This is a genomic window from Kribbella jejuensis (assembly GCF_006715085.1).
Classification (GTDB): domain Bacteria; phylum Actinomycetota; class Actinomycetes; order Propionibacteriales; family Kribbellaceae; genus Kribbella; species Kribbella jejuensis.
This window is the reverse complement of the sequence record NZ_VFMM01000001.1, coordinates 1485101-1510022: the sequence shown is the minus strand read 5'-3', so window position 1 is coordinate 1510022 and position 24922 is coordinate 1485101. Positions and strand designations below refer to the sequence as shown.

The window sequence follows — 24922 nt, the reverse complement described above, 5'->3', positions numbered from 1 at the left end:
AACACAAAGCCCCTGGAACCCCAAGCAGTCAGGGGTTCCAGGGGCTTCGCGAGGCCTCAGGCGCGGCGGCGGATCTTGTTGCCGAGCCAGACCAGCGGGTCGTACTTGCGGTCGACGACGCGTTCCTTCATCGGGATCAGCGCGTTGTCGGTGATCTTGATGTGCTCGGGGCACACCTCGGTGCAGCACTTGGTGATGTTGCAGAAGCCCAGGCCGTGCTCCTCCTGTGCCGCATTCTTCCGGTCGGCGGCGTCGAGCGGGTGCATGTCCAGCTCGGCGATCCGCATCAGGAACCGGGGACCGGAGAAGTTCTCCTTGTTCTCCTCGTGGTCCCGGATCACGTGGCAGGTGTTCTGGCACAGGAAGCACTCGATGCACTTGCGGAACTCCTGCGAGCGCTCCACGTCCTGCTGCTGCATCCGGTACTCACCCGGCTTGAGGTCCGCCGGCGGCTTGAAGGCCGGCACCTCGCGGGCCTTCTGGTAGTTGTACGAGACGTCGGTGACCAGGTCCCGGATCACCGGGAAGGTCCGCATCGGCGTCACCGTGACGACCTCGTCCTCTTCGAACGTGTTCATCCGGCACATGCACATCAGCTTCGGCATGCCGTTGATCTCGGCGCTGCAGGAGCCGCACTTGCCGGCCTTGCAGTTCCACCGCACCGCCATGTCCGGCGCCTGGGTGGCCTGCAGCCGGTGGATCACGTCGAGGACGACCTCGCCCTCGTTCACCTCGACCTCGTAGTCCTTGAGCTCGCCGCCCTCGGAATCGCCCCGCCAAACGCGGAATTTGGCCTGGTAGCTCATGCTGTCGGCAGCTCCTCGTCCGTCAGGTACTTCTTCAGCTCGTCGATCTCGAACAGCTCCAGCAGGTCCGCGCGCATCGGGATCTGCTGCTTCTCGGAGACGTTCACGTGGCCCTCGGCGTCGAGCTTGCAGACCAGCAGCTTGCGGCGCCACTCCGCCGACATCTCCGGGAAGTCGTCGCGGGTGTGACCGCCGCGCGACTCCTGCCGCAGCAGCGCCGCGCCGGCCACACACTCGGACACGGTCAGCATGTTCCGCAGGTCGAGCGCCAGGTGCCAGCCGGGATTGAACTGCCGGTGACCCTCGACCGTCATCTTCGCGATCCGGCCGCGGAACTCGGCCAGCCGGCCGAGCGCGCGCTCCATCTCCTCTTCCTTGCGGATGATGCCGACCAGGTCGTTCATCGACTGCTGCAGGTCCTGGTGGATCGAGTACGGGTTCTCGCCGCCCTCGAGTTCGAACGGCGCCAGCGCCTCGGTCGCCGCCGCGTCGACGTCGGCCTCGTCGATCTTCGGCCGCTGCTTGAGCGAGTCGACGTACGTCGCGGCGCCCATGCCGGCCCGCCGCCCGAAGACCAGCAGGTCGGACAGCGAGTTGCCGCCGAGCCGGTTCGAACCGTGCATGCCACCGGCGACCTCACCGGCCGCGAACAGGCCGGGGACCGTCGACGACGCGGTGTCCGGGTCGACCTCGACACCGCCCATCACGTAGTGGCAGGTCGGCCCGACCTCCATCGGCTCCTTGGTGATGTCGACGTCCGCCAGCTCCATGAACTGGTGGTGCATCGACGGCAGTCGCCGGGTGATCTCCTCGGCCGGAAGCCGGGTCGACACGTCCAGGAAGACGCCACCGTGCGGAGTACCGCGGCCGGCCTTGACCTCGGAGTTGATCGCCCGGGCGACCTCGTCGCGGGGCAGCAGCTCGGGTGGGCGCCGGTTGTTGTCCGGGTCCTTGTACCAGCGGTCCGCCTCGTCCTCGGTCTCGGCGTACTGCGCCCGGAACACGTCCGGCACGTAGTCGAACATGAACCGCTTGCCCTCGGAGTTCTTCAGCACGCCACCGTCACCGCGGACCGACTCGGTGACCAGGATGCCCTTCACCGACGGCGGCCAGACCATGCCGGTCGGGTGGAACTGGATGAACTCCATGTTGATCAGCGTCGCGCCGGCCCGCATCGCCAGCGCGTGCCCGTCACCGGTGTACTCCCAGGAGTTCGAGGTGACCTTGAAGGACTTGCCGACGCCACCGGTCGCCAGTACGACGGCCGGCGCCTCGAACAGCACGAACCGCCCGGACTCGCGCCAGTACCCGAAGGCGCCGGAGATGGCGTCGCCGTCCTTCAGCAGCTCGGTGATCGTGCACTCGGCGTACACCTTGAGGTTCGCCTCGTAGTCACCGGTGGCCTCGAAGTCCTCCTGCTGCAGCGAGACGATCTTCTGCTGCAGGGTGCGGATCAGCTCCAGGCCGGTCCGGTCGCCGACGTGCGCGAGCCGCGGGTAGGTGTGGCCGCCGAAGTTGCGCTGGCTGATCCTGCCGTCCGGTGTCCGGTCGAACAGCGCGCCGTACGTCTCCAGCTCCCAGACCCGGTCCGGGGCCTCCTGCGCGTGCAGCTCGGCCATCCGCCAGTTGTTCAGGAACTTCCCGCCGCGCATCGTGTCGCGGTAGTGGACCTGCCAGTTGTCGTTGGAGTTCGCGTTGCCCATCGCGGCCGCGCAACCGCCCTCGGCCATCACCGTGTGCGCCTTGCCGAACAGCGACTTGCAGATGATCGCGGTCTTCTTGCCCTGCTCACGGGCCTCGATCGCCGCGCGCAGGCCGGCGCCGCCGGCCCCGATCACGACGACGTCGTAGGTGTGTCGTTCCAGCTCAGTCATGAAATCCTCAATTGATGATGCGCAGGTCGGAGAACCAGCCGGCGGAGACCGCCATGATGTAGAAGTCGGTCAGGATCACGGTGAACAGCGAGATCATCGCGAAGGTGCCGTGCCTCGGGTTCAGCTTGGACACGAAGGTCCAGTACCGGTAGCGCATCGGGTGCTTGGAGAAGTTCTTCAGCCGGCCGCCGACGATGTGCCGGCAGGCGTGGCAGGACAGCGTGTACAGCCACAGCATCACCAGGTTGACCCAGATGATCAGCGTGCCGAGGCCGATGCCGAAACCGCCGCCCTTGCCGTGGAAGGCCTGGATGCCGTCGTAGATGTTCAGCAGACCGAAGAGCAGTGCACCGTAGAAGAAGTAACGGTGCAGGTTCAGCGCGATCAGCGGGAACTTCCGCTCACCGGTGTACTTCTTGTGCGGCTCGGGCACCGCGCACGCGGCCGGCGCGAAGAACAGCGACCGGTAGCCCGCCTTGCGGTAGTAGTAGCACGTGCCGCGGAAGCCGGCCAGCACCACGAACGTGATCAGGCTGAACGGCAGGAAGCGCGGGAAGTTGCCGAACCAGGTCCCGAGGTGGCTGGAGCCCTCGACACAGCTGCTGGTCAGACAGGGCGAGTACAGCGGGGTCAGGTAGTGGTACGCGTCGACCCAGTACCACTTGTTCATGAAGATCCGGATCGTCGCGTAGACGATGAAGAACGCCAGGATCACGCCGATCCGCAGCGGCGCGAGCCACCAACGATCCGTTCTTGCGGTCTTGAGGCCTACTTGAGCGCGGCCCGGTGCGCTTACTCCGGTAGCCATCAGGGGGCATGCCTATCTGGAGCGCCGAAGCCTTCTTGCTCCGCGTCGGTCCACATGGACGCGTCATACTCCACGTCGGGAATCTCCTCGAGTTCCTCCGGAACTGGTCCGGGCCTGTGCCTGGGGTCGGGCGGGCCGAGCTCTGCGAGATCGTCGCTCAGCCGGGCCACGTCGGACACCAGGCGGCGAATGCCGAGGGTGTCACCGTACTCCTGGCTGAGCCGGCCGACGGCGGCGTGCAGCCCTTCGAGTGCGCGGGCGACTGCGGCAACCTCGCTGTTGCTCATGGCAGACTCCAGTGATGGTTGTGTAGCTGTCAGTATGGGCACACTTTGCCCCTGCCGAGCGCCCAACGGAAGACCCCTCGGTACGGCGTGTTTCCGGTTAGGTTTACCTCACTTGCGACCTGCCGACGGGTGGAGTAATGGAGCGAATCCGCCCTGCAGCACAAGAAGATTCGCCGGTGGCGTCAACGTCTCGACCAGCTCCAGCCCACGCGGCCGTAGCGGCTCCCCGTACCCGTCCCATGCCCAAGGCAACACCCGCCCGCCCAGCACCAACGCGGGCGACCCGTCGAACCGAACCATCGCGCCGTCAGGTAGGTCGGAGAGGTTCTGGGTCGTGGTCCGCTGCCGCCGAGTCCGTGACTCGACTCGCTGGTAGTGCAGCACGGCATCCATCTCAGCCGCTCGCGGACGCTCGGCCAGAGAGTTGGCCGCAGCCCAGGCTCCGGCGTACAGCAGGAAATCCCTGCGTCTGCAGTAATGACAAGGGCGATGCCCGGCCGCGAGCGCGACCGCCTCGTCGAAGAAGAACAGTGCGGTCCAGCGCCCCGGCGGCATCGGGTCGCGCCGGATCCCCTTCCAGTCAAGGACGCAGCAGATCCACGCCTTCGAGCGCCACCGGGTGGTGCCGAGGGTCCGATCGGGGTGATGGATGCTGCCGCGGTTACCCATCAGCAGACCGCGACCGCTGTCGGCCACGATCTCCTGCGTCGGCAGAACCCTGTTCTGCAAGGGCATAGCCGCATCGTGCCGCACGCGCCCGACAGTTTCTGGCAGTTTCTGGCAGAGTCGCGACATGAAGACGGTCGTGGGCGTGGCGGTAGTGGAGGACGGCCGGGTGCTGGCGGCGTACCGGCCTGGTCCCGAAGGTGGGTGGGAGTTCCCGGGCGGAAAGGTGGAGCCGGGGGAGACCGACGAGCAGGCCGCGGTACGGGAGATCCGCGAGGAACTCGACCTGGAGATCAAGGTCGGCGAGTCCCTCGGGGCGGGCGTGGACATCTCAGCGGAGTACCGGCTGCACGTCTATCTCGCGACAGTACTTTCCGGCGACCCGGTACTGCGGGAACACTCGGAGCTGCGGTGGTTCGCGGCCGCCGAGCTGGACGAGGCGGACTGGTTGGTCCCCGACCGTCCGTTCGTCCGGGAGCTCCGTACCAGGTTGTAAGTGGTACACATCACACCCGATGACACTGCGGCCCGGCCCCGATCGTTCACGCTGTGAAACTGTATGGGTCGTTTGTATGGGTTGTACCTGGTGAGCGCTCCGAGGTCGGGACGAGAATCCTTGCCTGACTCTTGGGGAGGAGTGACGTATGTCGGTGTACCCGGCAGTCCAGGTGCTACGCAAGGAAGACTTCGCACCGGAGCTGGTCTGCGAGGTCTACGAGCTCGGTTCGCACCGGCGGACGCCTGCCGTGATCAAGGAGCTGACCAGCCGCCAGGTCGCCATCGGCCGGATGATGTCGACCGGCGCGAAGGACGCCGCGATCGCCCGCGACCTCGGGCTCTCACTGCGGACCGTGCGCGCCGAGATCAGCGCGCTGATCAAGGGGCTGGGCGCGAAGTCGCGGTTCCAGGCCGGTTGCCTGCTGGTCCGCCGGTTCGGCTGAGCTCCACCGAACGAGCAGAAACGCCCGGGAAACTGTCCGCGGGCCGACGTAGGCTTTCGGCATGGTTGAGCTTGCTGAGCGCCGGCTGTTGCTGGTGCACGCCCACCCCGACGACGAAACCATCAACAACGGCGTGACGATGGCGCGGTATGTCGCCGAGGGAGCGCACGTCACGCTGATCACCTGCACCCTCGGTGAGGAGGGCGAGGTCCTCGTCCCCGAGCTCGCGCACCTGGCCGCCGACCAGACCGACGGCCTCGGCCGGCACCGGATCGGTGAGCTGGCGAACGCGATGGCCGAGCTCGGTGTCACCGACCACCGCTTCCTCGGCGAGGCCGGGAAGTACCGCGACACCGGCATGATCTACAACGACGAGGGCAACGCGGACGTCCCGCCGCAGACCCGCAAGGACAGCTTCTGGCAGGCCGACCTGGTCGACGCCGCCAACGACCTGGTCCCGGTCATCCGTGAGCTGCGCCCGCAGGTCCTGGTCACCTACGACCAGTGGGGCAACTACGGCCACCCGGACCACATCAAGGCGCACCGGGTCGCGATGTACGCCGCCGCGCTGGCCGCCGCCCGGTCCTACCGGGAGGATCTCGGCCCGGCCTGGGACATCGCGAAGATCTACTGGACGGCGATGGCCGAGTCGCCGATGCGCGAGCAGCTGCGGGCGCTCCGGGACGCCGGCGACACCACGACGTTCGAGGGGATGGACCCGGACGGCCCGCTGCCGCCGATGATCACGCCGGACCGGCTGATCGACTGCGTGATCGACGGCGAGGAGTTCCTCGACCGGAAGATGAACGCGATGAAGGCGCACGCCACCCAGATCACCGTCGACGGCCCGTTCTTCGCGCTGTCGAACAACAACGGCAACCAGATCTGGGCGTCCGAGCCGTACCGGCTGGTCAAGGGGACCCCGGCTCCGGACGAGGACGGTCTGGAACACGATCTGTTCGCCGGACTCTGAGCCGGTTGCCGGACAGATAGGCGCCGGCGACGATCAGCACACAGCCGGTCAGTTGGAGCCAGGTCGGCCGCTCGTGCAGCACCACGGTGCCGAGCACGAGCGCGCCCACCGGCGTCAGCATCAACAGCGCCGCGCCGACGTGGCTCGGGAGCTTGGACGAGTTCATCGCCACGAGCAGCCAACCGACCACCGTGCCGGCGACGGCTACACCGATGAGCCAGCCGATGACCCGGAAACCCGGCGTGAGATCGACGCCGCGCCAGAACCATCCGGCCACCAGCGAGACCAGTCCCGCCGACGCGATCACGACGAAGTAGTTCTGCACCGGCCGCCCCGTCGAGCCGTTGCGGCGCAGCAGATAGAGGAAGACCGAGTAGCACGCGGCCGCCAGGACGGCGTGGACCGTGCCCCAGACCGGATCCGTACCGGTGGTGCCACCGCCGACGAGTCCCGCGGTCAGTGCGACGCCCACGAGCATCACGGGGACGCAGGCGATGAAGCGTCGCGGGACGGTCTCGCCGTCGATCGCCCAGGCCAGCAGCGGTACGCCGACCACCTGGACGTTCACGACCACGGTCGACAGGCCCGCGCCGACCTCCTCGATCGCCCGGGTCCAGAGCAACATGTCGCCCGCGAAGAAGACACCGGCGACCAGGCTGATCAGCACCTCGGCACGGCCGAGCGCCCGGCCGTGATGTCGCTCGACTAGTGCGACCACCGCGAGCAGCGGTAGCGACAGAGCGCAGCGATAGAAGCTGGCCGTTCCCGGTGTGGTGCGGGCGAGGTCGATCAGCACCGAAGAGACCGACACGAACAACGCCCCGGCAGCGAGCCGGAACCCAGGCCCGGCCCGCTGTCCGGAACGTTGCTGGTCACCAGACATCGCTCTCCCGGTACCCCGAAGACGCCGGCTGATGCAGCGCGTAACCTGCTGACGTGTCATTCAAAGCTGCGCTCGGGCAGTTCGCGTCCGGAATCACGGTCATGAGCACGCTGCAGGACGGCGTCGCGCACGCGATGACCGCGAACGCGTTCACGTCGGTGTCGCTCGATCCGCCGCTCGTGCTGGTCTGCGTCGACAAGGGCGTCCGCATGCACGCCGCCGTACTGGACTGCGGCTTCTGGGCGATCTCCGTGCTGGCCGGGGATCAGCAGCCGATCGCGGAGCGGTTCGCCCGCTCCGGCCGCGACCTGTACAGCCAGTTCGACGGCATCGGTACGACGGCCGGCCCGAAGACGGGCTGTCCGACCGTCGACGGGGCCCTGTCCTGGCTCGAGTGCCGTACGTGGGCGACGTACGACGGGGGAGACCACACGATCGTGGTGGGTGAGGTGCTGAGCCTCGGCACCGGCCCGGCGACCGATCCCGGAGCGTTGCTGTACTACTCCGGTAACTATCGGGAACTGCCCGGAAACTGAGCGTTGTCTCGGCCCCTGCGAAGGGCCTGCCCCGAGGGTCGGTGAGGCCCGCCGCGTCCCGTAAGATGGCCGCTTGTGCCCTGACCAAGGCTCGAGAAGAGGACTCTTTCCGGTGGGGAGAAAGCAGCTCGCGGGGATCATCGCCGCCGCAGGGCTCGGTGTGATCGTTGTCGGGTACGGTGCCGCGTTCGCGTTCGCGGGCTCCAAGATCCCGTCCGGCACGACCGTGCTCGGGATCGGTATCGGTGGGCTCTCCAAGGACGCCGCGCAGGCGAAGCTGTCCGACGGTCTCAAGGACCGGGTGGCCGCGCCGATCGCGCTGACCGCCGGCGGGTCCAAGTTCCAGGTGGTACCGGCCGACGCCGGGCTGTCGGTCGACATCGGCAAGACCGTCGACGCGGCCGGAGCGGGTCGCAGTCTGTCGCCGGCCCGGATCTGGCACGCCCTCACCGGCGGCGACGCCGTCGAGCCGGTGGTGACGAAGGACGACGCGAAGCTCAAGGCCGCCGTCGACAAGTTGGCCGGCCAGGTGAACCGGAAGGCCACCGAGGGCACGATCACCTTCACCGGGACCAAGCCGGTCAAGCACGAGCCGGCGGAGGGCCTGGAGCTCGACACCGCGAAGGCGACCGGCGCGGTGCTGGCGGCGTACCCCTCGGACGGCGACGCCACGGACCTGCCGGTCAGCACGACGAAGCCGCAGGCCGCTTCCGAGGCCATCGACAAGGCGGTCACGGAGTTCGCCGAGCCGGCGATGTCCGGACCGGTGCGGCTGAGCGTCGGTTCGAAGTCGGTGGATCTCGAGCCTGCCGAGCTGGCCCCGGCGCTGTCGGTCACGGTCCAGGAGGGCCGGGTCATTCCGGCGCTGAACACCAAGAAGCTCGAGCCGCTGTTCCAGGCGCGCTTCAAGACCCTCGAGACGCTGCCGAAGGACGCCACGGTGCAGATCGTCGGCGCCGCCCCGAAGGTGGTACCGGCGGTCGACGGGCTGGTCGTCGACCGGGCCAAGGTCGGTGCGGCCATCCTCTTGGTGCTGCCGAAGCCGCAGGGCGAGCGGCGGGCCGTCGTACCGCTGACGCAGACCAAGGCGGCGTTCACCACCGAGGCGGCGACCGCGCTCGGGATCAAGGAGAAGATGGGCGAGTTCCAGACCGAGTTCCCGGACGCGGCCTATCGCAACATCAACATCGGTACGGCGGCGCGCAAGATCAACGGCACGCTGCTGAAGCCGAACGAGACGTTCAGCCTGAACAAGATCGTCGGCGAGCGGACCAAGGAGAACGGGTTCACCGAGGGCTACATCATCAGCGGCGGGAAGTTCGAGAAGGACCTCGGCGGTGGTGTCTCGCAGTCCGCGACCACGACGTTCAACGCAGCGTTCTTCGCCGGGCTGAAGATCCTCGAGCACAAGGCGCACAGCGTCTACATCAGCCGCTACCCGGTCGGCCGTGAGGCGACCGTGGCGTGGGGCTCGGTGGACCTGAAGTTCCTGAACGACTCCGGCCACGGCATCCTCGTGCAGACGATCTTCAAGGCGTCGACGCCGGGCTCCAAGGGCAGCATCCGGGTGATCATCTGGGGCACGAAGTTCTGGGACGTCACCGCGGGGCAGTCGGAGAAGTCGAACATCCGGCAGCCGAAGGTCGTGTACAACACCGCCGCCAAGTGCGAGCCGCAGGCGCCGACGCCGGGCTTCGACATCACGATCTACCGGTACATGGCGCGGAACGGCGTCCGGCAGAAGACCGAGCAGTTCACCACCAAGTACAACGCGGCCGACGACATCCGCTGCGGTCCCAAACCCGGGACCACCGTGACGCCGCCGCCGGGGACGACCACGCCCGGCCGGAAGCCCAGCTAACTGCGGTGCAGTTTGTGTAGTTCCGCCGCGACCTGGTCGAAGAGGGCCTCCTCGATGACCGCGCCCTCGCGGCGGACCTGCCGCGGGTCGATCCGCAGCACCCGGTCCAGGCGCACCTCGCTGCGGCGGTGCTCCTTGTCCCACAGGCCGCTGCCGATGTCCATCCAGACCCGGCCCCAGCGCGCCTCGTCGGCGGCGTCGCGGTCGTGGTCCTTGCTGGTCAGGATCAGCGCCAGCAGGTAGGGCTCGTCCCAGCCGACCACCAGCACCGGCCGGTCCTTGCCGCGGGTGTGATCCTCCTCGAACGGCACCCAGGTCCAGACGATCTCGCCCGGATCCGCCACCCCGTCGTCCGGATGCGGCGTGTACTGCACGTGCACCGTGCCCTCGAAATCCCCCGCGTACTCCGGCCGCTCAACCACGTGATCCGCCATAGCCCGGGAGCCTAACGCCCTCACATCGCGAAGGCCTCACCCCGTTCCATGGACGTGCTCACCATTCGCAACCGGGGCGCGGTGCTCGCCGTGCTGCTCACCGGTCAGTTCATGGCCAACATCGACACCGCGGTGGCGAACATCGCCGGCCCGTCGATCGGGAACGACCTGCGCGCGTCGCCGGGGGCGGTCGGCCTGGTCGTCTCCGGGTACGTCATCGCGTTCGCGGTGCTGCTGATCACCGGCGCCCGGCTCGGTACGTCGCTCGGGTACCGGCGGACGTTCCTGCTCGGGCTGACCGTGTTCACCACGGCCTCGCTCGCCTGCGGCCTCGCGCCCGGGATCGCCACGCTGGTCGGCGCTCGCTTCGTCCAGGGTGCAGGAGCCGCGCTGATGGTGCCGCAGGTACTCAGCGGCATCCAGCTGCACTTCCGCGGCCGGGACCGCCTCAAAGCGCTCGGGTACTTCTCGATCGCGCTCTCCGGCGGCGCTGTGGCCGGTCAGCTGCTCGGCGGCGTGCTGATCGCCGCGAACCTGTTCGATACCGGCTGGCGGCCGATCTTCCTGGTGAACGTCCCGATCGGGATCGCACTGGCTGTGGCCGGGCGCAGGCTGCTCCCACCGGATCCGCCGGGTCGCCGCGATCGCCTGGACCTGGGCGGCGTACTCGCCTTGTGTACAACGGTTCTGCTCGTCGTCGTGCCGCTCCTGCTCGGTGCGGAACGCGGTTGGCCCACATGGTCCTGGCTGTGCCTTCTGCTGAGTCTCCCGGCTCTTGCGCTCTTCGAGTACGGCGAACGGCGCACGGCTGCTCGTGGTGGACGTCCGTTGATCGCCCGTGAAGTGCTGGCAAGCCGGTCCGTCCGGGCTGGTCTGCTGGCGCATGGCTGTACGAGTGGCTCGTACTTCGCACTGCTCTTCGTGCTGGCGCTGTACCTGCAGGGCGGTCTGCACAAGGGCCCCGCGTACTCCGGGTTCGCCATGGTGGTCTGGGTGGCCGCTTTTGGGCTGGCGGGGCCCGTGCTTCCAAGACTGCGCAGGGGAGTGCGGTGGATGCCTGTCGTGGGCTGTGTGGTGCTGGCTCTGGGTTACTTGTGCGTGCTGACGTACCTGCTGCTTGGCGGGCGTAGCGGGCCGTTGTTGTTCGTGCTGCTCGGGGTTGGTGGGACAGGGCTTGGGATCAGCGCCAACACGTTGATCGGTGCTGTGACGTCCAGCCTGTCGCCGGAGTACGCGGCTGATCTGTCTGGCGTGGTGGCTACCAATGCTCAGCTCTCCGGTGCGCTGGGGGTTGCTGTGGCGGGTTCTACCTACACTGCGCTCGACGCTGATCCCGGGCGGGCGTTGAGCGTCGTGCTAGCCGGGTTCGTCGTGCTGGCGCTCGTGGGTGCCGGTGCGGCTCAGCGGTTGGTCAGGTACCGGTAGCGGTAGGCCTCTTGGTAGCCGAGGTGGGTGTACGTCGCCAGGGCGGCGGTGTTCTCCAGGAGGACTTCCAGATAGGTACGGCGGCCGCCGTGAGGCCCGGCCCAGCGCGCGAGGCCTTGCACGATCGCCGTACCGAGCCCCCGCCGCCGGAACCCGTCCGCCACCCGGATCGAGTCCACTCCCAGCCAATGCCCGGTCATCGAGCCCCGGCCCACCGCAACCACTTGGCCGGCGGTGGTGACCGACGCAAACACCGCCTTCGCCGCACCTTCGAGCACCTTCGGAGCAACTTCCGGTACCGGGCCCTCGAAGGCAGCCGCGTACCACGCCGCATCCGGCCGTTCGGTGAGCTCTACGTCGTACGTCGGCAACTCGTTCACGTGGTCGAGGGTGGTGTGCATGACGAGTACGTCGGACTGCTCGGGGCGGGCGTCCACCCACCCGAGAGCCCGGATCTCTTGGTCGGGAGGGCTGCCGATGCGTACCTGCACCTGTGGTGGGAGGTTGTGTTCCCGATAGAAGCGCTCGGTTTGCTGGAGGGCCTCGGCGAGGGGGATGCCGGGGTCGCCCGCAGTGAGGAGGGAGTTCGCGCGGCCGGTCCAGCCTGCTGATGCTCGGAGCAACCACTGGCCGAGGTGGGCGGTCTCCGCGGCCGGCCGGCCCAGGGCGGTGGTCAGGAAGAGTTGGTCGACGTCGACCGGGCGGAGCGGCATCTCCGGGATCCGCTTGGCCGCGGTCACGTCGGCGGGCGGGATCTCGTGCAGCGTACTGTCGGCGTGGCGGACGGTGACGAGATCCGGTGTACAGGCCTGCAGGACCCCGATCACGTCGGTCAGGCCGCCGGGGATCCGGTGCCGGACGACGACACGGTGGCCGATATCACGGACACCGAGGCCTGACACGATCCGGACTCCTGGCACAGTGGGCGACGTACTACCGTGATACTAGAGACACCTTGCATCACCGCATCGCAGCACCCCGAAACCAGCGCTGCGCTTGCCTGCCATAGGAGGAGTAGCAGTGACCTACGTCATCGCGCAGCCGTGTGTTGACCTGAAGGACCTCGCGTGCGTCGAGGAATGCCCTGTCGACTGCATCTACGAGGGCAACCGGATGCTGTACATCCACCCCGACGAGTGCGTCGACTGCGGAGCCTGCGAGCCGGTCTGCCCGGTGGAGGCGATCTACTACGAGGACGACACCCCGGAGCAGTGGAAGGACTACTACACCGCGAACGTCGACTTCTTCAACGACCTCGGCTCACCGGGCGGTGCGTCCAAACTCGGCAAGATCGACAAGGACCACCCGTTCATCGCCGCCCTCCCCCCGCAGGAGCACGACGAATAAAAGAAAAACAAAAGCGGGAGTGAGGGGGTCGCCGCCCTCCCCCCCGCAGGAGCACGACGAGTAGTCGTCCGAGACAGGCGGGGCGTCCTGAGACGCCCCGCCTGTGCCCTGTTACTACTGCTCTTGTACGTCGACGTGGACGTGGTCGAGGTGGCGGAGGATCTTGGGGTCGCCGGAGCGTTCGGGGGGCGTGTAAGGGCGCCAGCCGTCGTCGGACTGGCGGCCGGCGGTCCAGATCTTGTCGCTGAAGATCACCGTCTTGATGTTCAGCAGCTTCGCGCGGGCGACCAGGTACTGCGCCATCGCCCAGCCCTTGGTGGTGTTCGCCGCCGAGATCGGCCGGACGAACACGTCGATCGCGCGCCCCTCGTAGTGCGCTGACCCCTCCATGTGCCCGGTCCGCACCCCGCCCGGTTCGTACCCGCCGGTCGACAGCTTCCCGAACGTACGGATCAGGTCCTTCCGGACCGCGTCCGCGCGCGGCGTGAGCCCGTTGCTGCCCAGCGTCTCCTGCGCCACGTCCTCGCTGTTCACCGTGCAACTGAACACGCTCTTCGACTGCCCGGTCAGCGCGGACGCCAGCACCCGCGCGTCCGCCTCGTGGTCGGCGTACGCGTTCGGGAACGCACTGCGCTGCACCTTGTCCGCGGCGACGGTGATCGCGAGCTTCTGGTAGTTCTTGATCTTCACGAGCGCGTCGTAGAACTTGCCGGTCGCGTAGTACGGGTCCTGGACCTGTTGCGCCGTACCCCAGCCCTGCGACGGCCGCTGCTGGAACAGCCCGAGCGAGTCGCGGTCCCCGTGCGCGAGGTTGCGCAGGTTGGATTCCTGGTACGCCGTGGCGAGCGCGATCGTCGCCGCCCGCGCCGGGAGCCCACGCCGGACCGCGATCCCGGCGATGATCGCCGCGGACTCGGCCTGCTCGAGGTCCGTCACGACCATCTGCCCGTTCACGGTCGCCGTGCACTGCTCCGGCGGCGGCAGGAGCGTGCCGATGTGCTTGCCGCCCAGCCAGGCGATGCCGGCCCCGATCGCGAGGCTGAGCACGCCGATGCCCCCGAGGACCACGAGGGCACCACGTTTCATCGGCATACCGCTCCCAACGTCCGAGGGCGGGTCACAGGTTCCTGCCTCACGAACAGGTTGACGAGCCGCGCCGCACGCCGGTTGCCGAATTCATACTTTCGGATGGTCAGGCGTTGGCGTGCAGTGCCTCGTTGAGCGTGATGCCTTCGCCGGTGCGCGGGCGGGCCTCGACGGCGCCGGTGACCGAGTTGCGGATGAACAGCAGACCGGGCTGCCCGGACAGCTCGCGGGCCTTGACCACGCTGCCGTCCGGAAGGGTCACCTTCGTGCCGGCCGTCACGTACAGCCCGGCCTCGACCACGCAGTCGTCGCCGAGCGAGATCCCGGTACCGCCGTTCGCGCCGAGCAGGCAGCGCTTGCCGATCGAGATGACGTGCTTGCCGCCGCCGGACAGCGTGCCCATGATCGAGGCGCCCGCGCCGATGTCGCTGCCGTCGTCGACCACCACGCCGGCCACGATCCGGCCCTCGACCATCGACGTACCGAGGGTGCCGGCGTTGTAGTTCACGAACCCCTCGTGCATGACGGTGGTCCCGGACGCCAGGTGCGCGCCCAGCCGGACCCGGTCCGCGTCGCCGATCCGGACCCCGGACGGAACGACGTAATCCGTCATCCGCGGGAACTTGTCGACGCTGGTCACGCTCAGGTGCTGCCCGGCAGCACGGGTACGGAGCCGGACGTTCTCGATCTCCTCGACCGGGACCGGGCCGAGCGACGTCCACGCGTTGTTCGGCAGCGCGCCGAAGATGCCGTCCAGGTTCACGCCGTGCGGGCGGACCAGGCGGTGGCTGAGCAGGTGCAGCCGCAGGTACGCGTCCGCCGTACCGCTCGGGGCCTGGTCCAGGGTGATCTCGGTCACGACCACCTGACGCCGCACCCGCCGGAGGTCGTCGTTCCCCTCGGCGGCGACCAGCTCGGCCGGGGCCTTGGCGTCGTCCGGCCGGGTCCCGAGCGCGGGCGCCGGGTACCAGACATCGAGGACGTCACCGGCGGTCGTAACGGTGGCGAGGCCGAAGCCCCAGGCGTTGTCGGTCATGTGCACACCCTAATTCCGCCGCGTACAGGTGATCGTGCGTGGTCTACTTCTCGGATGGTTCCTGGCTGGATTCCGCGGGACGTGGTGCTCGATGTGACGGCGGCGCCGGAGCTGGAGGCGGTCCACGCGGAGCTGTTGCGGCAGTGGAGTTCGTCGGAGGTCTGGCGGCTGTCGTACGGGTTGCGCAGCGTCATCGCGAAGCGCGCGACCGGCAGCCAGGCGGGCGAAGAGGCTGCTTATCAGCGGTACGTCGTACCGCTCGGTCTGCCGGCGCCGGAGTTGCTGTACGGCGCTGACGGCGTGATCGTGCTGTCCGACGTCGGCCGGGTGACGCTGGAACAGGAGCCGACCGCGGACGGGTTCCTGGCCGCTGCGGAACTGGTGGCGCGGATCCACACCGCGCCGGTGGACGGGCCGCCCGGGTTCCCGCCGGAGCGGGTGAAGGAGCTCGCCGGGTGGGTCGAGCTCGATCTGGAGCCGTTGGTCGAGGCGCTCGAACGGTTGCACCAGGACGCGCCGCTCGGCGTGGTGCACGGGGACTTCGTCCCGAAGAACCTGGTCACGGACGGCACACGGTGGACCGCGGTCGACTGGCCGTTGGCGTACCTCGCGCCGCACCTGAGCGACTTGTACACGCTGATCCGTGACGCCGTTGCCCTCGGCTACGAACGCGGCCCGATCCTCGCGCGGTATGTCGAGGTGTCGGGAACCGATCCGTTTCTGGTGGATCGGCAACTGCTCGTCGGCGGAGCGTGCTTCTGCCTGCTCGCGGCGACATTCGTGATGGCGGAGGGCGTCCGGACGATCCCCGGCTCGGAGGACTGGATCGCCCCGCTGCTCGCCGAACTCGCAGAGCTGGTGGAGCAACTGGCGTGAGAACGTCCACGATGGAAACGTTCCACCTGCGCCGCCTTGTTGATTCGTAGGATTGCTGCGTGCAGATCGAGACTGGCGGTGGACCGGGTGGCCCGACGAGTTCGCGGGGCGGATTCAGCAGCGTGGACGGGACCCGGTATTCGGGGGTTGCCGGCGGGCGGCAAGAGGTCGTGCTGCCTGGTGGTGGACAGCTGGTCGCGGCGCGGGATCGACTGCGGTACAAGATCTATCCGGGGCTGGATGCAGGGCTGACGTATGCCGCGACGTACGTGGCGGTCGAGGTCGTGTTCGCGGACGGCTCCCGGTTCGCCGGCGTCGACCAGTACGGGAAGCCCGCCGATGCCGCGGGTCAGGGTGCGGCGAAGATCCTGTACGCCGACCAGTGGAACGACGTACAGGTCGACCTGACCGCGGCCGCGGGAAAGACCATCGCGCAACTGATGCTGGTGGTCGACGCGCCCGGCTCGGCGGACTTCGCGGGGTGGATCGACGACGTCGAGGTCGGGCCGGCGCCGGCGGAACCGGACGGGTCGGACCTCGTGGCGTACGTCGACACGCGGCGCGGTACCAACGCCAGCCACGACTTCTCCCGCGGGAACACGCTGCCGATCACCGCGTGGCCGAACGGGTTCAACTTCCTCACACCCGTCACCGACGCGTCGACGTACCGTTGGCCGTACGAGTACCACCGCACCAACAACGCGGACAACCGCCCGGAGCTGCAGGGCCTCACGTTCTCGCACCAGCCGAGTCCGTGGATGGGGGACCGCGATCAGCTGACGATCATGCCGGTCGCCGCCGCGGAACCGCTGGGCGACCCGGTCGCGCGGGCGTCGGCGTTCAGCCACGACGACGAGATCGCGCGGCCCGACCTGTACTCGGTCGCGCTCGCGAACGGCATCCGCGCCGAGCTGACGCCGACCGACCACGGCGCGATCTTCCGGTTCACCTTTCCGGCGGGCGCGGCCGGGAAGCACCTGATCTTCGACACGATCGACGAGAACGGCGGGTTCACGTACGACGGCATCGCGGTCACGGGGTGGGTCGAGAACGGATCGCAGCGATCCGAGTCGGGCCTCACCCGGATGTACTGCTACGGCGAGTTCTCCACCGCACCGATCGGTTTCGGGCCGGCGACCGGTGGGCGCGCCAACGCCCGCGCGGCGAGTTTCGACGTGCTCGAGGTGACACTGCGGATCGCGACCTCGTTCATCAGCGTCGAGCAGGCGCGGCACAACCTCGCGCTCGAGCTGGACGGGCGGCCGTTCGAGGAGATCCAGGCGGCCGCGAACGCGATCTGGAACGAGCGTCTTGCGGTCATCCGCCCCGAGGGTGCGACGCCCCCGCAGCTGCGGACCGTGTACGGGAACCTGTACCGGCTGAACCTCTACCCGAACTCGCACTTCGAGAACACCGGGACCGCTGAGCACCCGGAGTACCAGTACGCGAGCCCGGTTCTGCCGGTTGCCGGTGAGGCGACGTCGCGGGCGACCAATGCGGTCGTGCGGCCTGGGAAAATGTATGTGAACAACGGGTTCTGGGACACGTACCGGACCGCGTGGCCGGCGTACGCGCTCTTCTATCCCGCACTGACAGGCGAGCTGGTGGACGGGTTCGTGCAGCAGTACCGCGACGGCGGGTGGATCGCGCGGTGGTCGTCGCCGGGGTACGCGGACTGCATGACCGGGACCAGTTCGGACGTGTCGTTCGCGGACGTCTATCTGAAGGGCGTGGAGCTGCCGGACGCGTTGGCGACGTACGAGGCCGGTCTGCGGAACGCGACCGTCGCGCCGGAGGCGACCGAGGTCGGGCGCAAAGGCGTGGAGACCGGGTTCTTCGCCGGGTATGTGAGCACGGACACCGAGGAGAGCGTGTCGTGGTCGCTCGAGGCCTATCTGAACGACTTCGGTCTGGCACAGATGGCGTTGCAACTGGCTGATCGGTTCGATGAGCGCCGCGAGCAACTACTTGAGGAAGCCTCGTACTTGCTCCGACGGTCGCTGAACTACGTACTGCTGTTCGACGACGCGGTGAACTTCTTCCAGGGCCGTCGCCCGGACGGCAGCTTCGCCAAGACGCCGGCCGAGTTCGACCCGGAGGAGTGGGGCGGCGACTTCACCGAGACCGACGGCTGGAACTTCGCGTTCCACGTCGCGCACGACCCGCGCGGCCTGGCCAACCTGTACGGCGGTCCGCGCGGCCTCGAGGCGAAGCTCGACGCGTTCTTCGCGACGCCGGAGCTGGCGGTGAAGAAGGGGACGTACGACATCGTCATCCACGAGATGGTCGAGGCGCAGGCGGTCCGGATGGGCCAGTTCGGCTTCTCGAACCAGCCGGCGCATCACATCGCCTGGATGTACAACTACGCCGGTACGCCGTACAAGACCCAGGCGATCGTCCGCGAGGTACTCGACCGGCTGTACGTCGGGGAGCAGATCGGCCAGGGCTACCCGGGCGACGAGGACAACGGGGAGATGTCCGCGTGGTACCTCTTCGCCGCACTCGGTCTGTATCCGCTCCGCGTCGGCGCTCCGGAGTACGCCATCGGCTCACCGCTCTTCCCGCGGGTAGTCGTGTCACCGCTGGGCGGTCGACCGCTGACGATCACTGCTTCCGGGGCCGAAAACCCTTACGTACAAGAGGTCCTGGTCGACGGCAAACAGTTGCCGGTAGCATCCATCAGCCACGCTTCGTTGACCGCCGCGACCGAACTGACGTTCACCCTCGGCCCCGACCCGTCCGACTGGGCAACCCTGGAGCTCCCTCCCGGCCTGACCCTCGACGACCAGGTGGCAACCCCCCTCGTCGACCTGATCCCCACCGACCCCACCAACCCCCTCTTCGACGACACCTCCACAACCTCCGCCGTTGTCGAAGAGCTCACCTGGTCCCTGCCAACTCCTGCCACCCCAACCCTCTACACCCTGACCTCGGGCAGCACCACCCCACCCACCGCCTGGCGCCTGGAAGCCTCCGCCGACGGAACCACCTGGACCGTCCTCGACGAACGCGACTCCCAATCCTTCCCCTGGCCCCGCCAACTCCGCCCCTTCACCATCCCTACCCCAGGCACCTACCAGCACTACCGCCTGACGTTCCCGACCCCCACAACCCTCAGCCAAATCGAACTGCTGTGAACGCTACCTCTTCGGCGCGGAGGTGGCTCGGATGTGGAGTTCGGTTCTGAGGGTGACGGTGGAGGGTGGGCGGCCGGGGGAGGTGGTTCGGTCTTTGAGGAGCATGCCGGCGGTGCGGCCGAGTTCGTAGGTGGGTTGGGCGACGGTGGTGAGGCTGGGGATGACCAGGTCGGCCCAGGGGATGTCGTCGAAGCCGACGATGGCGATGTCGTCGGGGGCGCGGAGGCCCTTGCGGGCAAGGCATTCCAGGGCGCCGACGGTCATCAGGTTGTTGGTGGCGAACAGCGCCTCGGGGGGATTCGGTAGTTCGAGCAGGCTTTCCATCGCGGCGTACCCACCCGCCTCGCGGAAGTCGGCGTGCCGGACCAGGTCCTTGTCGTACCGGATGCCGCCCGCGCGCAGCGCCGACCGGTAGCCGGCCAGCCGGTCCATCGCGGTGGAGACCTTCCGGGGACCGGTGATGCAGGCGATCCGCTGGTAGCCGCCGTCGATCAAGTGTTTGACGCCCTCGAACGCGCCGTGCTCGTTGTCGACCAGCACGGTGTCGGCCTCGACTCCCTCGACGCGGCGGTCGATCATCACCAGCGGGATCTTCGCGTCCGCGAGCAGTTGGACGCCTTCCGCGGTCGACGTCGGCGAGATCACCACGCCGGCCATCTGGTCGGTCAGCACGGCCGACGCATACGCCGCTTCCTTCGCCGGGTCCTCGTCGGAGTTGCACAGTACGACGTGGTAGCCCTCGGTCTGTGCGACGTCCTCGAGGCCGCGGACGAGTGAGGTGAAGAACGGGTTCTCGATGTCGGAGATGACCACCGCCCACAGGTTCGTCGACGACTTGCGCAAGTTCCGGGCGACGCCGTTCGGGCGGTACCCGAGCTCGGCGACCGCGGCGCGGACCTTCTCGGACAGCTCGGGATCCACGTTCCGCCGGCCGCTCAGCACCCGGGAGACCGTCGCCGGAGACACCCCCGACCTACGCGCGACGTCGTAGATCGTCGTCATACCCGCTCCCCGCTGGAGATCCGATGGTCGTCTGGATCGCACTCTAACTCCGATCCGTCCGAAAGGATCTCATGAGGCCGTCGACTCCAGCAGCGCGATGGCGGCGGCGCGGACGGGGGCGGAATCGGCGGCGCCGTTGACGGTGGTGGACAGGGCGCCGGCGGCGTTGGCCAGCCGAACCGCGTCGACCAGGTCGGCACCGTCCGCGAGTGAGGCCGCGAGTGAGCCGCAGAAGGCGTCGCCCGCGCCGACGGTGTCCACGGTGTCGACGGCGTACGGCGCGATCCGTTCCTCGAAGCTGCCGGCCCGGTCGAGCACGTACGCCCCGCGCGCGCCGAGCGTGACGACGCAGCCGCGCAGGTCCCAGTCCTCGGCGAGTTTGCGCGCGATCATCGGCACCTGCGACTCGTCGTCGCAGTTCAGCCCGGTCAGCGCCGCCGCCTCGACCTCGTTCGGCACCAGGATGTCGACGTACCCTGCCAGCCCAGCCAGCGCCGGATCGACCGGCCCGACCGGGGCCGGCGTGAGGATCGTCGTGCCGCCCGCGGTCGAGGCGAGCCGGAGGGCGGCGTGGCTTGCCTCGACCGGTAGCTCGAGTTGCACGCTCAGCACCTTGCTTGCGGTCAGTACGTCGGCCGCGGCCTCCACGTCCAGTGTGGTGATCGCCGCATTCGCACGGGACACGATGATGATCGAGTTCCCGCCGTCAGGCAGTACGAGCGGCAGCCCGACCCCCGTACCGAGCGACGGATGCCGCACCACCCACGACGTGTCGACCCCGTTCGACGCCAGCAGTTCGAGGAACTCCTCGCCGTACCGGTCCGCGCCGATCGTGCCGACGATCGCGGTCCGCGCGCCCATCCGCGCCGCCGCGATCGCCTGGTTCACACCCTTCCCGCCGAGGAACTCGGCGAACCCGGTTCCGTGCAGCGTCTCGCCCGGCAACGGCCGCCGCTCGGCGGAGGCGACCAGGTCCTTCATGAACGACCCGAGCACGCACACGTCCGTCATGCGTCCCCCAGGAGACGCTTGCCCAGGGCACCGGACGGATGGAACTGCGCGAAGTCGTGATGACTGAACTCCCGCAGTACGACGAGCGCGCACGCGAGCGCATCGCCCATCGCCAGCGACGCCGTGGTGGACGCGGTCGGTGCCAAGTTCAACGGATCGGCCTCCCGCAAGACCATGGTGTCCAGCGTGTACGTCGCCAGCCGTGCCAGTGTCGACTCCTCACGCCCGGTCATCGCGATCACCGGGATTTCCCGCTCGCGCAGCATCCGGACGAACGCGCACACCTCGGCCGTCTCACCCGACGCGGACAGAGCGAGGACGAGATCGCGCGGTGTGACCGCGCCGGAATCCCCGTGCAGCGCGTCGGCGGAGTGGATGAAGGTGGCCGGCGTACCGGTACTGGCGAGCGTCGCGGCGATCTTCCGCCCGACCAGCCCCGACTTGCCGAGACCGGTCACGACCAGGTGACCTTCGCACCGGGCGACCGCGATCAGAACGTCCAGGAACACCCCGTCGAGCCGGTCGGCCAGGGCCGACACGGCTGCTGCTTCGGTCTCGATGGCGTCCCGCGCCGCCTGGAGACCCAGTGCGACCAGGTCTCTACGGCTCGGCACAACTGGCATCCCAGCGCCTCTCATCTCAGAAATCGATTTCCGCAGATTAGGCAGTGCGATCAGCCGGTGTCAACGGCTACCACCGAGGCGAAACCCTGTGTGCACGCGGGAATCGGCGGACTTGATCACATCGATCCCCGGTCCGCCCTTGACCGCGCAGTCGGTCGCTCGTACATTGCGAGAAATCGATTGCCCTTCGAGGAGTCCCTGATGGCCGCAACAACCTCTCCCGCCCGGTTCAGCCGCCGGTCCGTCCTCCGCGGCGGGCTCGGGGCGCTCGCCGCCTCCGCCGCCGGCGTACCGCTGCTGTCCGCCTGTGGCGGCGGCAACTCCTCCGGCGGCAGCGCCAAGGAGCTGTCGTTCTGGAACTTCTACGGTCCGTCCGACGACCGGGGCCCGCAGAGCAAGTGGTTCGTCGACACGGTCGCGGAGTGGAACAAGAACAACGACGTCCAGGTCAAGCTGCGCTACGTCCCGAACAAGGACTACATGAACGGGTCGACGCTGCAGACCGCGTTCCAGTCCGGCCAGGGCCCGGACATCTTCCTGATCAGCCCCGGCGACTTCCTGCGCTACTACAACGGCGGCGTGCTGCAGGACCTCGGGCCGGCGCTGTCCGAGGAGTCCAAGAAGGACTACCTGCCCGGTCTGCTCGAGGCGCGCAGCGTCGACGGCAAGGTCTACGGCCTGCCGATGGAGATCGAGCCGCTCGCGATGTACTACAGCGAGGCCGCGTTCGAGAAGGCCGGCCTGTCCGAGGCCGACCTGCCGAAGACCTGGGACCAGACGCTGGCGGTCGCGCAGAAGCTCACCAGCAAGGACCGGTACGGCGTGATGTTCGAGACCGCGCCCGGCTACTACCAGAACTTCACCTGGTACCCGTTCCTCTGGCAGGGTGACGGCACCGCGATCAAGGACGGCAAGGCCGCCTTCGACTCGCCGGCCGCCGTCCAGGCGCTGAAGTTCTGGGGCGACACGATCAAGACCAAGGTCGCTCCGCGCAAGTCGCTCGGTACCGGCGGCGGTGACGTGCTGTCGAACCTCGGCTCCGGCGCGGCCGCGATGCAGCAGAGCGGTATCTGGGCCGTCGCCGACATGCGGTCCAAGGCGAAGACGTTCAAGTACGGGATCATCCCGCTGCCGACACCGGCCGGCGGACAGCCCTCGACCGACCTCGGCGGCTGGGCGTTCGTCGCGAACTCCAAGGGCAAGAACCCGGAGGCGGCGGCCAAGTTCATCGCCTGGGCGCTCGGCTCCACCGACGCGGCCGGGGTCGAACGGCAGCGGCAGTGGAACACCGTGGTGAAGACCAACCTGCCGCCACGCAAGTCTGTGCAGGAGGCTGCGGACGCCAAGGGTGCCTTCGCCGACGGTGTGCTGAAGAAGTTCGCGAACGAGATCGCGCCGACCGGCAAGCCCGAGCCGCGGTTCCCACCGGAGGTGTACCAGCCGATCGCGGACGCGATCCAGGCCTGCCAGCTGAACGGTGCCGATCCGGCCAAGGCCGCGGCCGACGCCGCCCAGAAGATCGACACGTTCCTGAAGACCTACCAAGGTGCGCCGATCAGCTGATGGTGACCACGATCTCCCCGCCCTCCGAGCGTGTGGTGAAGCCGCGGGCGCAGCGCACGGGAATGACCAGAAAACGGCGCGAGGCGCTGGCGGCCTACGCCTTCCTCGCGCCGGACACCCTCGGCCTGCTGATCTTCGTCGCGATCCCGATGCTGCTCGCGTTCGGGGTCGCGTTCTTCAAGGTCGACGGCTTCGGCAACTACCAGTTCATCGGACTCGGCAACTACCGGTTGATGGCCGGCGACGACCAGCTCTGGGCGTCGCTCAAGGTGACCGCGATGTACGTCGTCTCGTTCGTGCCGATCGCGTTCGTGGTCAGCTTCGCGCTGGCGATGCTGGTCCGCAACCACTTCAAGGGCATCGGCTGGGTGCGCTCCGCGTTCTTCCTGCCGAACGTCGTCAGCCTGGTCGTGGTCGGCCTGATCTGGCAGTTCCTGCTCGTCGACAAGCGGGGCGCGCTGTCACGGCTGCTGGCGCCGTTCGGCCTCGGTGACGTGTCGTTCCTCGGTACGCCGTCGCTTGCCCTCGGCACCTATGTGGTGATCAGCGTCTGGTTCCTGATGGGGTACCAGATGCTGGTCTTCCTGGCCGGTCTCAAAGACGTGCCGAAGGAGCTCGAGGACGCTGCCGCGATCGACGGTGCGGGCCCCTGGCAACGGTTCCGGTACGTGATCTGGCCGCTGCTCCGGCCGACCAGCTTCTTCGTCGTGGTGAACTCGACGATCGGCGCGGTCACCGGCCTGCAGGCCTTCGACCTGGTCTACGTCCTCACGAAGGGCGGCCCGGCCCGCGCGACCAGCACGGTCGTGCTCTACATCTACGAGCAGGCGTTCACCTTCAACAACATGGGGTACGCCGCGGCGCTGACGACCGTGGTGGTGGCGTTGCTGATCGTCTGTACCGGCCTGATGTTCGGCTTCACCCGAGGAGGCCGCTTTGACGAAGATTAGAGTCGTCCCGATCCTCGCTCACGTCCTGGCGATCATCGCGATCCTGCCGCTGCTGTGGATCCTGATCAGTGCGTTGAAGCCCGCCGAGGAAGTGTTCAACTTCGGCTGGCCGCAACACTGGACGCTGAGCAACCTGCAGTACGTGCTGCTGAAGATCCCGATGCCGCGTTTCATGCTGAACTCGGCGATCGTCTCGGTCACGGTCACCGTGGTCGCACTGTTCTTCCACTCGATGGCGGCCTACGCGCTGGCCCGGTTGCGGTTCCCGGGCCGCGGGATCATCTTCTCCGGGATCATGTCGACGCTGCTCGTCTCGCTGCCGGTGATCCTGGTTCCGCTCTTCCTGGTGGCGAAGCAGCTAGGACTGCTCGACAGCTACGCCGGCCTGATCGTACCGAGCATCTTCCACGCGTTCGGGATCTTCCTGCTCCGGCAGTACTACCTGAACATCCCGCGGGAACTCGAGGAGGCGGCCGACCTCGACGGCTGCGGGTACTGGCGCCGGTACTGGAGCGTCATCCTGCCGCTCAGCCGGCCGGTGCTCGCGTCGCTGTCGGTGCTGTTCTTCCTGGCCAACTGGAACGCGTTCCTCTGGCCGCTGACCATCACCCGGAATCCGGACCTGCGGGTGATCCAGCTCGGCATCTCCGGCATGCAGGGTCAGTACGCCGCCGCCTGGAATTTGATTCTCGCGGCCGCGGTGATCGCGGCCATCCCGACCGTCGTGGTCTTCGTCGCCGGCCAGCGCCGCCTGGTCGACGCGATGAAGACCACCGGTCTCAAATGAAAGGGATAGC

At 68.1% G+C, this 24922-nt stretch carries 25 protein-coding genes; 12 read left to right on the top strand and 13 right to left on the bottom strand.

The window, feature by feature from the left end; translation table 11 throughout:
• Nucleotides 1-56: 56 nt before the first annotated feature.
• From FB475_RS07300 to FB475_RS07280, 5 genes are all read right to left on the bottom strand, one after another.
• The gene (locus tag FB475_RS07300) at nt 57-806 is read right to left on the bottom strand and encodes a succinate dehydrogenase/fumarate reductase iron-sulfur subunit (RefSeq protein ID WP_141853729.1); all 750 of its coding nucleotides are present in this window, start codon (nt 804-806) and stop codon (nt 57-59) included.
• On the bottom strand, nt 803-2680 hold the full coding sequence (locus FB475_RS07295; RefSeq protein ID WP_141853727.1) for a fumarate reductase/succinate dehydrogenase flavoprotein subunit: 1878 nt from the start codon (nt 2678-2680) through the stop codon (nt 803-805). The genes FB475_RS07300 and FB475_RS07295 overlap by 4 nt, the downstream gene beginning before the upstream one ends.
• A gap of 7 nt (nt 2681-2687) precedes the next feature.
• The gene (locus FB475_RS07290) at nt 2688-3488 is read right to left on the bottom strand and encodes a hypothetical protein (RefSeq protein WP_141853725.1); all 801 of its coding nucleotides are present in this window, start codon (nt 3486-3488) and stop codon (nt 2688-2690) included.
• Nucleotides 3488-3775: a hypothetical protein gene (locus tag FB475_RS07285; protein WP_141853723.1), complete on the bottom strand. Its 288-nt coding sequence runs from the start codon at nt 3773-3775 to the stop codon at nt 3488-3490. Before FB475_RS07285 ends, FB475_RS07290 begins: the two co-directional genes overlap by 1 nt.
• 108 nt (nt 3776-3883) lie before the next feature.
• On the bottom strand, nt 3884-4510 hold the full coding sequence (locus FB475_RS07280) for a hypothetical protein (RefSeq protein WP_141853721.1): 627 nt from the start codon (nt 4508-4510) through the stop codon (nt 3884-3886).
• Nucleotides 4511-4568: 58 nt separating this feature from the next.
• Between FB475_RS07280 and FB475_RS07275 the strand changes: the two genes are divergently transcribed.
• The 3 genes from FB475_RS07275 (at nt 4569) to mshB (ending at nt 6355) form a co-directional block, all read left to right on the top strand.
• The gene (locus FB475_RS07275; RefSeq protein ID WP_141853719.1) at nt 4569-4937 is read left to right on the top strand and encodes a (deoxy)nucleoside triphosphate pyrophosphohydrolase; all 369 of its coding nucleotides are present in this window, start codon (nt 4569-4571) and stop codon (nt 4935-4937) included.
• 148 nt (nt 4938-5085) lie between these two features.
• Nucleotides 5086-5382 (top strand): LuxR C-terminal-related transcriptional regulator, encoded by a 297-nt coding sequence (locus FB475_RS07270; RefSeq protein ID WP_141853717.1) that lies wholly within the window; start codon nt 5086-5088, stop codon nt 5380-5382.
• Between the two features lie 61 nt (nt 5383-5443).
• The gene (mshB, locus tag FB475_RS07265) at nt 5444-6355 is read left to right on the top strand and encodes an N-acetyl-1-D-myo-inositol-2-amino-2-deoxy-alpha-D-glucopyranoside deacetylase (RefSeq protein ID WP_141853715.1); all 912 of its coding nucleotides are present in this window, start codon (nt 5444-5446) and stop codon (nt 6353-6355) included.
• Here mshB and FB475_RS07260 read toward each other — a convergent pair.
• Nucleotides 6294-7238 (bottom strand): DMT family transporter, encoded by a 945-nt coding sequence (locus tag FB475_RS07260; RefSeq protein ID WP_141853713.1) that lies wholly within the window; start codon nt 7236-7238, stop codon nt 6294-6296. The two genes, mshB and FB475_RS07260, sit on opposite strands and share 62 nt — an antisense overlap.
• Nucleotides 7239-7291: 53 nt before the next feature.
• On the opposite strand from FB475_RS07260, the gene FB475_RS07255 reads away from it, so the two are divergent.
• Complete coding sequence (locus FB475_RS07255) at nt 7292-7774, top strand: flavin reductase family protein (protein WP_238332010.1); 483 nt, start codon at nt 7292-7294, stop codon at nt 7772-7774.
• A gap of 112 nt (nt 7775-7886) precedes the next feature.
• The gene (locus tag FB475_RS07250; RefSeq protein ID WP_141853711.1) at nt 7887-9635 is read left to right on the top strand and encodes a VanW family protein; all 1749 of its coding nucleotides are present in this window, start codon (nt 7887-7889) and stop codon (nt 9633-9635) included.
• Here the strand turns inward: FB475_RS07250 and FB475_RS07245 are convergent.
• The gene (locus tag FB475_RS07245; RefSeq protein ID WP_141853709.1) at nt 9632-10069 is read right to left on the bottom strand and encodes a type II toxin-antitoxin system PemK/MazF family toxin; all 438 of its coding nucleotides are present in this window, start codon (nt 10067-10069) and stop codon (nt 9632-9634) included. The genes FB475_RS07250 and FB475_RS07245 overlap by 4 nt on opposite strands.
• Nucleotides 10070-10117: 48 nt before the next feature.
• On the opposite strand from FB475_RS07245, the gene FB475_RS07240 reads away from it, so the two are divergent.
• Nucleotides 10118-11494 carry an MFS transporter gene (locus FB475_RS07240; RefSeq protein WP_141853708.1) on the top strand — a complete coding sequence of 459 codons (1377 nt, stop codon included), beginning with the start codon at nt 10118-10120 and terminating at the stop codon, nt 11492-11494.
• Here FB475_RS07240 and FB475_RS07235 read toward each other — a convergent pair.
• The gene (locus FB475_RS07235; RefSeq protein ID WP_238332009.1) at nt 11470-12396 is read right to left on the bottom strand and encodes a GNAT family N-acetyltransferase; all 927 of its coding nucleotides are present in this window, start codon (nt 12394-12396) and stop codon (nt 11470-11472) included. The two genes, FB475_RS07240 and FB475_RS07235, sit on opposite strands and share 25 nt — an antisense overlap.
• Before the next feature lie 118 nt (nt 12397-12514).
• Here FB475_RS07235 and fdxA point away from each other — a divergent pair, with 118 nt between their 5' ends.
• Nucleotides 12515-12841, top strand: a complete 327-nt coding sequence (gene fdxA / locus FB475_RS07230; RefSeq protein ID WP_012923087.1) for a ferredoxin — start codon at nt 12515-12517, stop codon at nt 12839-12841.
• A gap of 114 nt (nt 12842-12955) precedes the next feature.
• On the opposite strand, the gene FB475_RS07225 is transcribed toward fdxA, so the two are convergent.
• Together FB475_RS07225 and dapD are read right to left on the bottom strand one after the other, a co-directional pair.
• Complete coding sequence (locus FB475_RS07225) at nt 12956-13927, bottom strand: VldE C-terminal domain-containing protein (RefSeq protein ID WP_420359201.1); 972 nt, start codon at nt 13925-13927, stop codon at nt 12956-12958.
• A gap of 106 nt (nt 13928-14033) precedes the next feature.
• Complete coding sequence (gene dapD / locus FB475_RS07220) at nt 14034-14963, bottom strand: 2,3,4,5-tetrahydropyridine-2,6-dicarboxylate N-succinyltransferase (protein WP_141853704.1); 930 nt, start codon at nt 14961-14963, stop codon at nt 14034-14036.
• Nucleotides 14964-15017: 54 nt separating this feature from the next.
• On the opposite strand from dapD, the gene FB475_RS07215 reads away from it, so the two are divergent.
• Nucleotides 15018-15839, top strand: coding sequence for a phosphotransferase family protein (locus tag FB475_RS07215; protein ID WP_141853702.1), 822 nt, complete (start codon nt 15018-15020; stop codon nt 15837-15839).
• Nucleotides 15840-15898: 59 nt separating this feature from the next.
• Nucleotides 15899-18976 carry a GH92 family glycosyl hydrolase gene (locus FB475_RS07210; RefSeq protein ID WP_141853701.1) on the top strand — a complete coding sequence of 1026 codons (3078 nt, stop codon included), beginning with the start codon at nt 15899-15901 and terminating at the stop codon, nt 18974-18976.
• A 3-nt stretch (nt 18977-18979) separates the two neighbouring features.
• Here the strand turns inward: FB475_RS07210 and FB475_RS07205 are convergent, their stop codons facing one another.
• From FB475_RS07205 to FB475_RS07195, 3 genes are all read right to left on the bottom strand, one after another.
• The gene (locus FB475_RS07205; protein ID WP_141853699.1) at nt 18980-19978 is read right to left on the bottom strand and encodes a LacI family DNA-binding transcriptional regulator; all 999 of its coding nucleotides are present in this window, start codon (nt 19976-19978) and stop codon (nt 18980-18982) included.
• A 69-nt stretch (nt 19979-20047) separates the two neighbouring features.
• On the bottom strand, nt 20048-20989 hold the full coding sequence (locus FB475_RS07200; RefSeq protein WP_141853697.1) for a ribokinase: 942 nt from the start codon (nt 20987-20989) through the stop codon (nt 20048-20050).
• Entirely contained in the window at nt 20986-21603 is a 618-nt protein-coding gene (locus FB475_RS07195; protein WP_238332008.1) for a KpsF/GutQ family sugar-phosphate isomerase, read from the bottom strand. Before FB475_RS07195 ends, FB475_RS07200 begins: the two co-directional genes overlap by 4 nt.
• A 210-nt stretch (nt 21604-21813) precedes the next feature.
• Between FB475_RS07195 and FB475_RS07190 the strand changes: the two genes are divergently transcribed.
• The 3 genes from FB475_RS07190 (at nt 21814) to FB475_RS07180 (ending at nt 24912) form a co-directional block, all read left to right on the top strand.
• A complete protein-coding gene (locus tag FB475_RS07190) occupies nt 21814-23175 on the top strand; it encodes an ABC transporter substrate-binding protein (RefSeq protein WP_141853693.1) in 1362 nt (453 codons plus the stop codon).
• 62 nt (nt 23176-23237) lie between these two features.
• Nucleotides 23238-24125 carry a carbohydrate ABC transporter permease gene (locus FB475_RS07185; RefSeq protein WP_202878274.1) on the top strand — a complete coding sequence of 296 codons (888 nt, stop codon included), beginning with the start codon at nt 23238-23240 and terminating at the stop codon, nt 24123-24125.
• Nucleotides 24112-24912: a carbohydrate ABC transporter permease gene (locus FB475_RS07180; protein WP_238332007.1), complete on the top strand. Its 801-nt coding sequence runs from the start codon at nt 24112-24114 to the stop codon at nt 24910-24912. The genes FB475_RS07185 and FB475_RS07180 overlap by 14 nt, the downstream gene beginning before the upstream one ends.
• Nucleotides 24913-24922: the final 10 nt, after the last annotated feature.

Coding starts and splice junctions, on each gene's coding strand:
- FB475_RS07225 (WP_420359201.1), bottom strand. CDS start 13,927: ATGAAACGTGGTGCCCTCGTGGTCCTCGGGGGCATCGGCGTGCTCAGC.
- FB475_RS07260 (WP_141853713.1), bottom strand. CDS start 7,238: ATGTCTGGTGACCAGCAACGTTCCGGACAGCGGGCCGGGCCTGGGTTC.
- FB475_RS07300 (WP_141853729.1), bottom strand. CDS start 806: ATGAGCTACCAGGCCAAATTCCGCGTTTGGCGGGGCGATTCCGAGGGC.
- FB475_RS07290 (WP_141853725.1), bottom strand. CDS start 3,488: ATGGCTACCGGAGTAAGCGCACCGGGCCGCGCTCAAGTAGGCCTCAAG.
- FB475_RS07285 (WP_141853723.1), bottom strand. CDS start 3,775: ATGAGCAACAGCGAGGTTGCCGCAGTCGCCCGCGCACTCGAAGGGCTG.
- dapD (WP_141853704.1), bottom strand. CDS start 14,963: ATGACCGACAACGCCTGGGGCTTCGGCCTCGCCACCGTTACGACCGCC.
- FB475_RS07270 (WP_141853717.1), top strand. CDS start 5,086: ATGTCGGTGTACCCGGCAGTCCAGGTGCTACGCAAGGAAGACTTCGCA.
- mshB (WP_141853715.1), top strand. CDS start 5,444: ATGGTTGAGCTTGCTGAGCGCCGGCTGTTGCTGGTGCACGCCCACCCC.
- FB475_RS07275 (WP_141853719.1), top strand. CDS start 4,569: ATGAAGACGGTCGTGGGCGTGGCGGTAGTGGAGGACGGCCGGGTGCTG.
- FB475_RS07245 (WP_141853709.1), bottom strand. CDS start 10,069: ATGGCGGATCACGTGGTTGAGCGGCCGGAGTACGCGGGGGATTTCGAG.
- FB475_RS07215 (WP_141853702.1), top strand. CDS start 15,018: ATGGTTCCTGGCTGGATTCCGCGGGACGTGGTGCTCGATGTGACGGCG.
- FB475_RS07280 (WP_141853721.1), bottom strand. CDS start 4,510: ATGCCCTTGCAGAACAGGGTTCTGCCGACGCAGGAGATCGTGGCCGAC.
- FB475_RS07185 (WP_202878274.1), top strand. CDS start 23,238: ATGACCAGAAAACGGCGCGAGGCGCTGGCGGCCTACGCCTTCCTCGCG.
- FB475_RS07200 (WP_141853697.1), bottom strand. CDS start 20,989: ATGACGGACGTGTGCGTGCTCGGGTCGTTCATGAAGGACCTGGTCGCC.
- FB475_RS07205 (WP_141853699.1), bottom strand. CDS start 19,978: ATGACGACGATCTACGACGTCGCGCGTAGGTCGGGGGTGTCTCCGGCG.
- FB475_RS07240 (WP_141853708.1), top strand. CDS start 10,118: ATGGACGTGCTCACCATTCGCAACCGGGGCGCGGTGCTCGCCGTGCTG.
- FB475_RS07295 (WP_141853727.1), bottom strand. CDS start 2,680: ATGACTGAGCTGGAACGACACACCTACGACGTCGTCGTGATCGGGGCC.
- FB475_RS07190 (WP_141853693.1), top strand. CDS start 21,814: ATGGCCGCAACAACCTCTCCCGCCCGGTTCAGCCGCCGGTCCGTCCTC.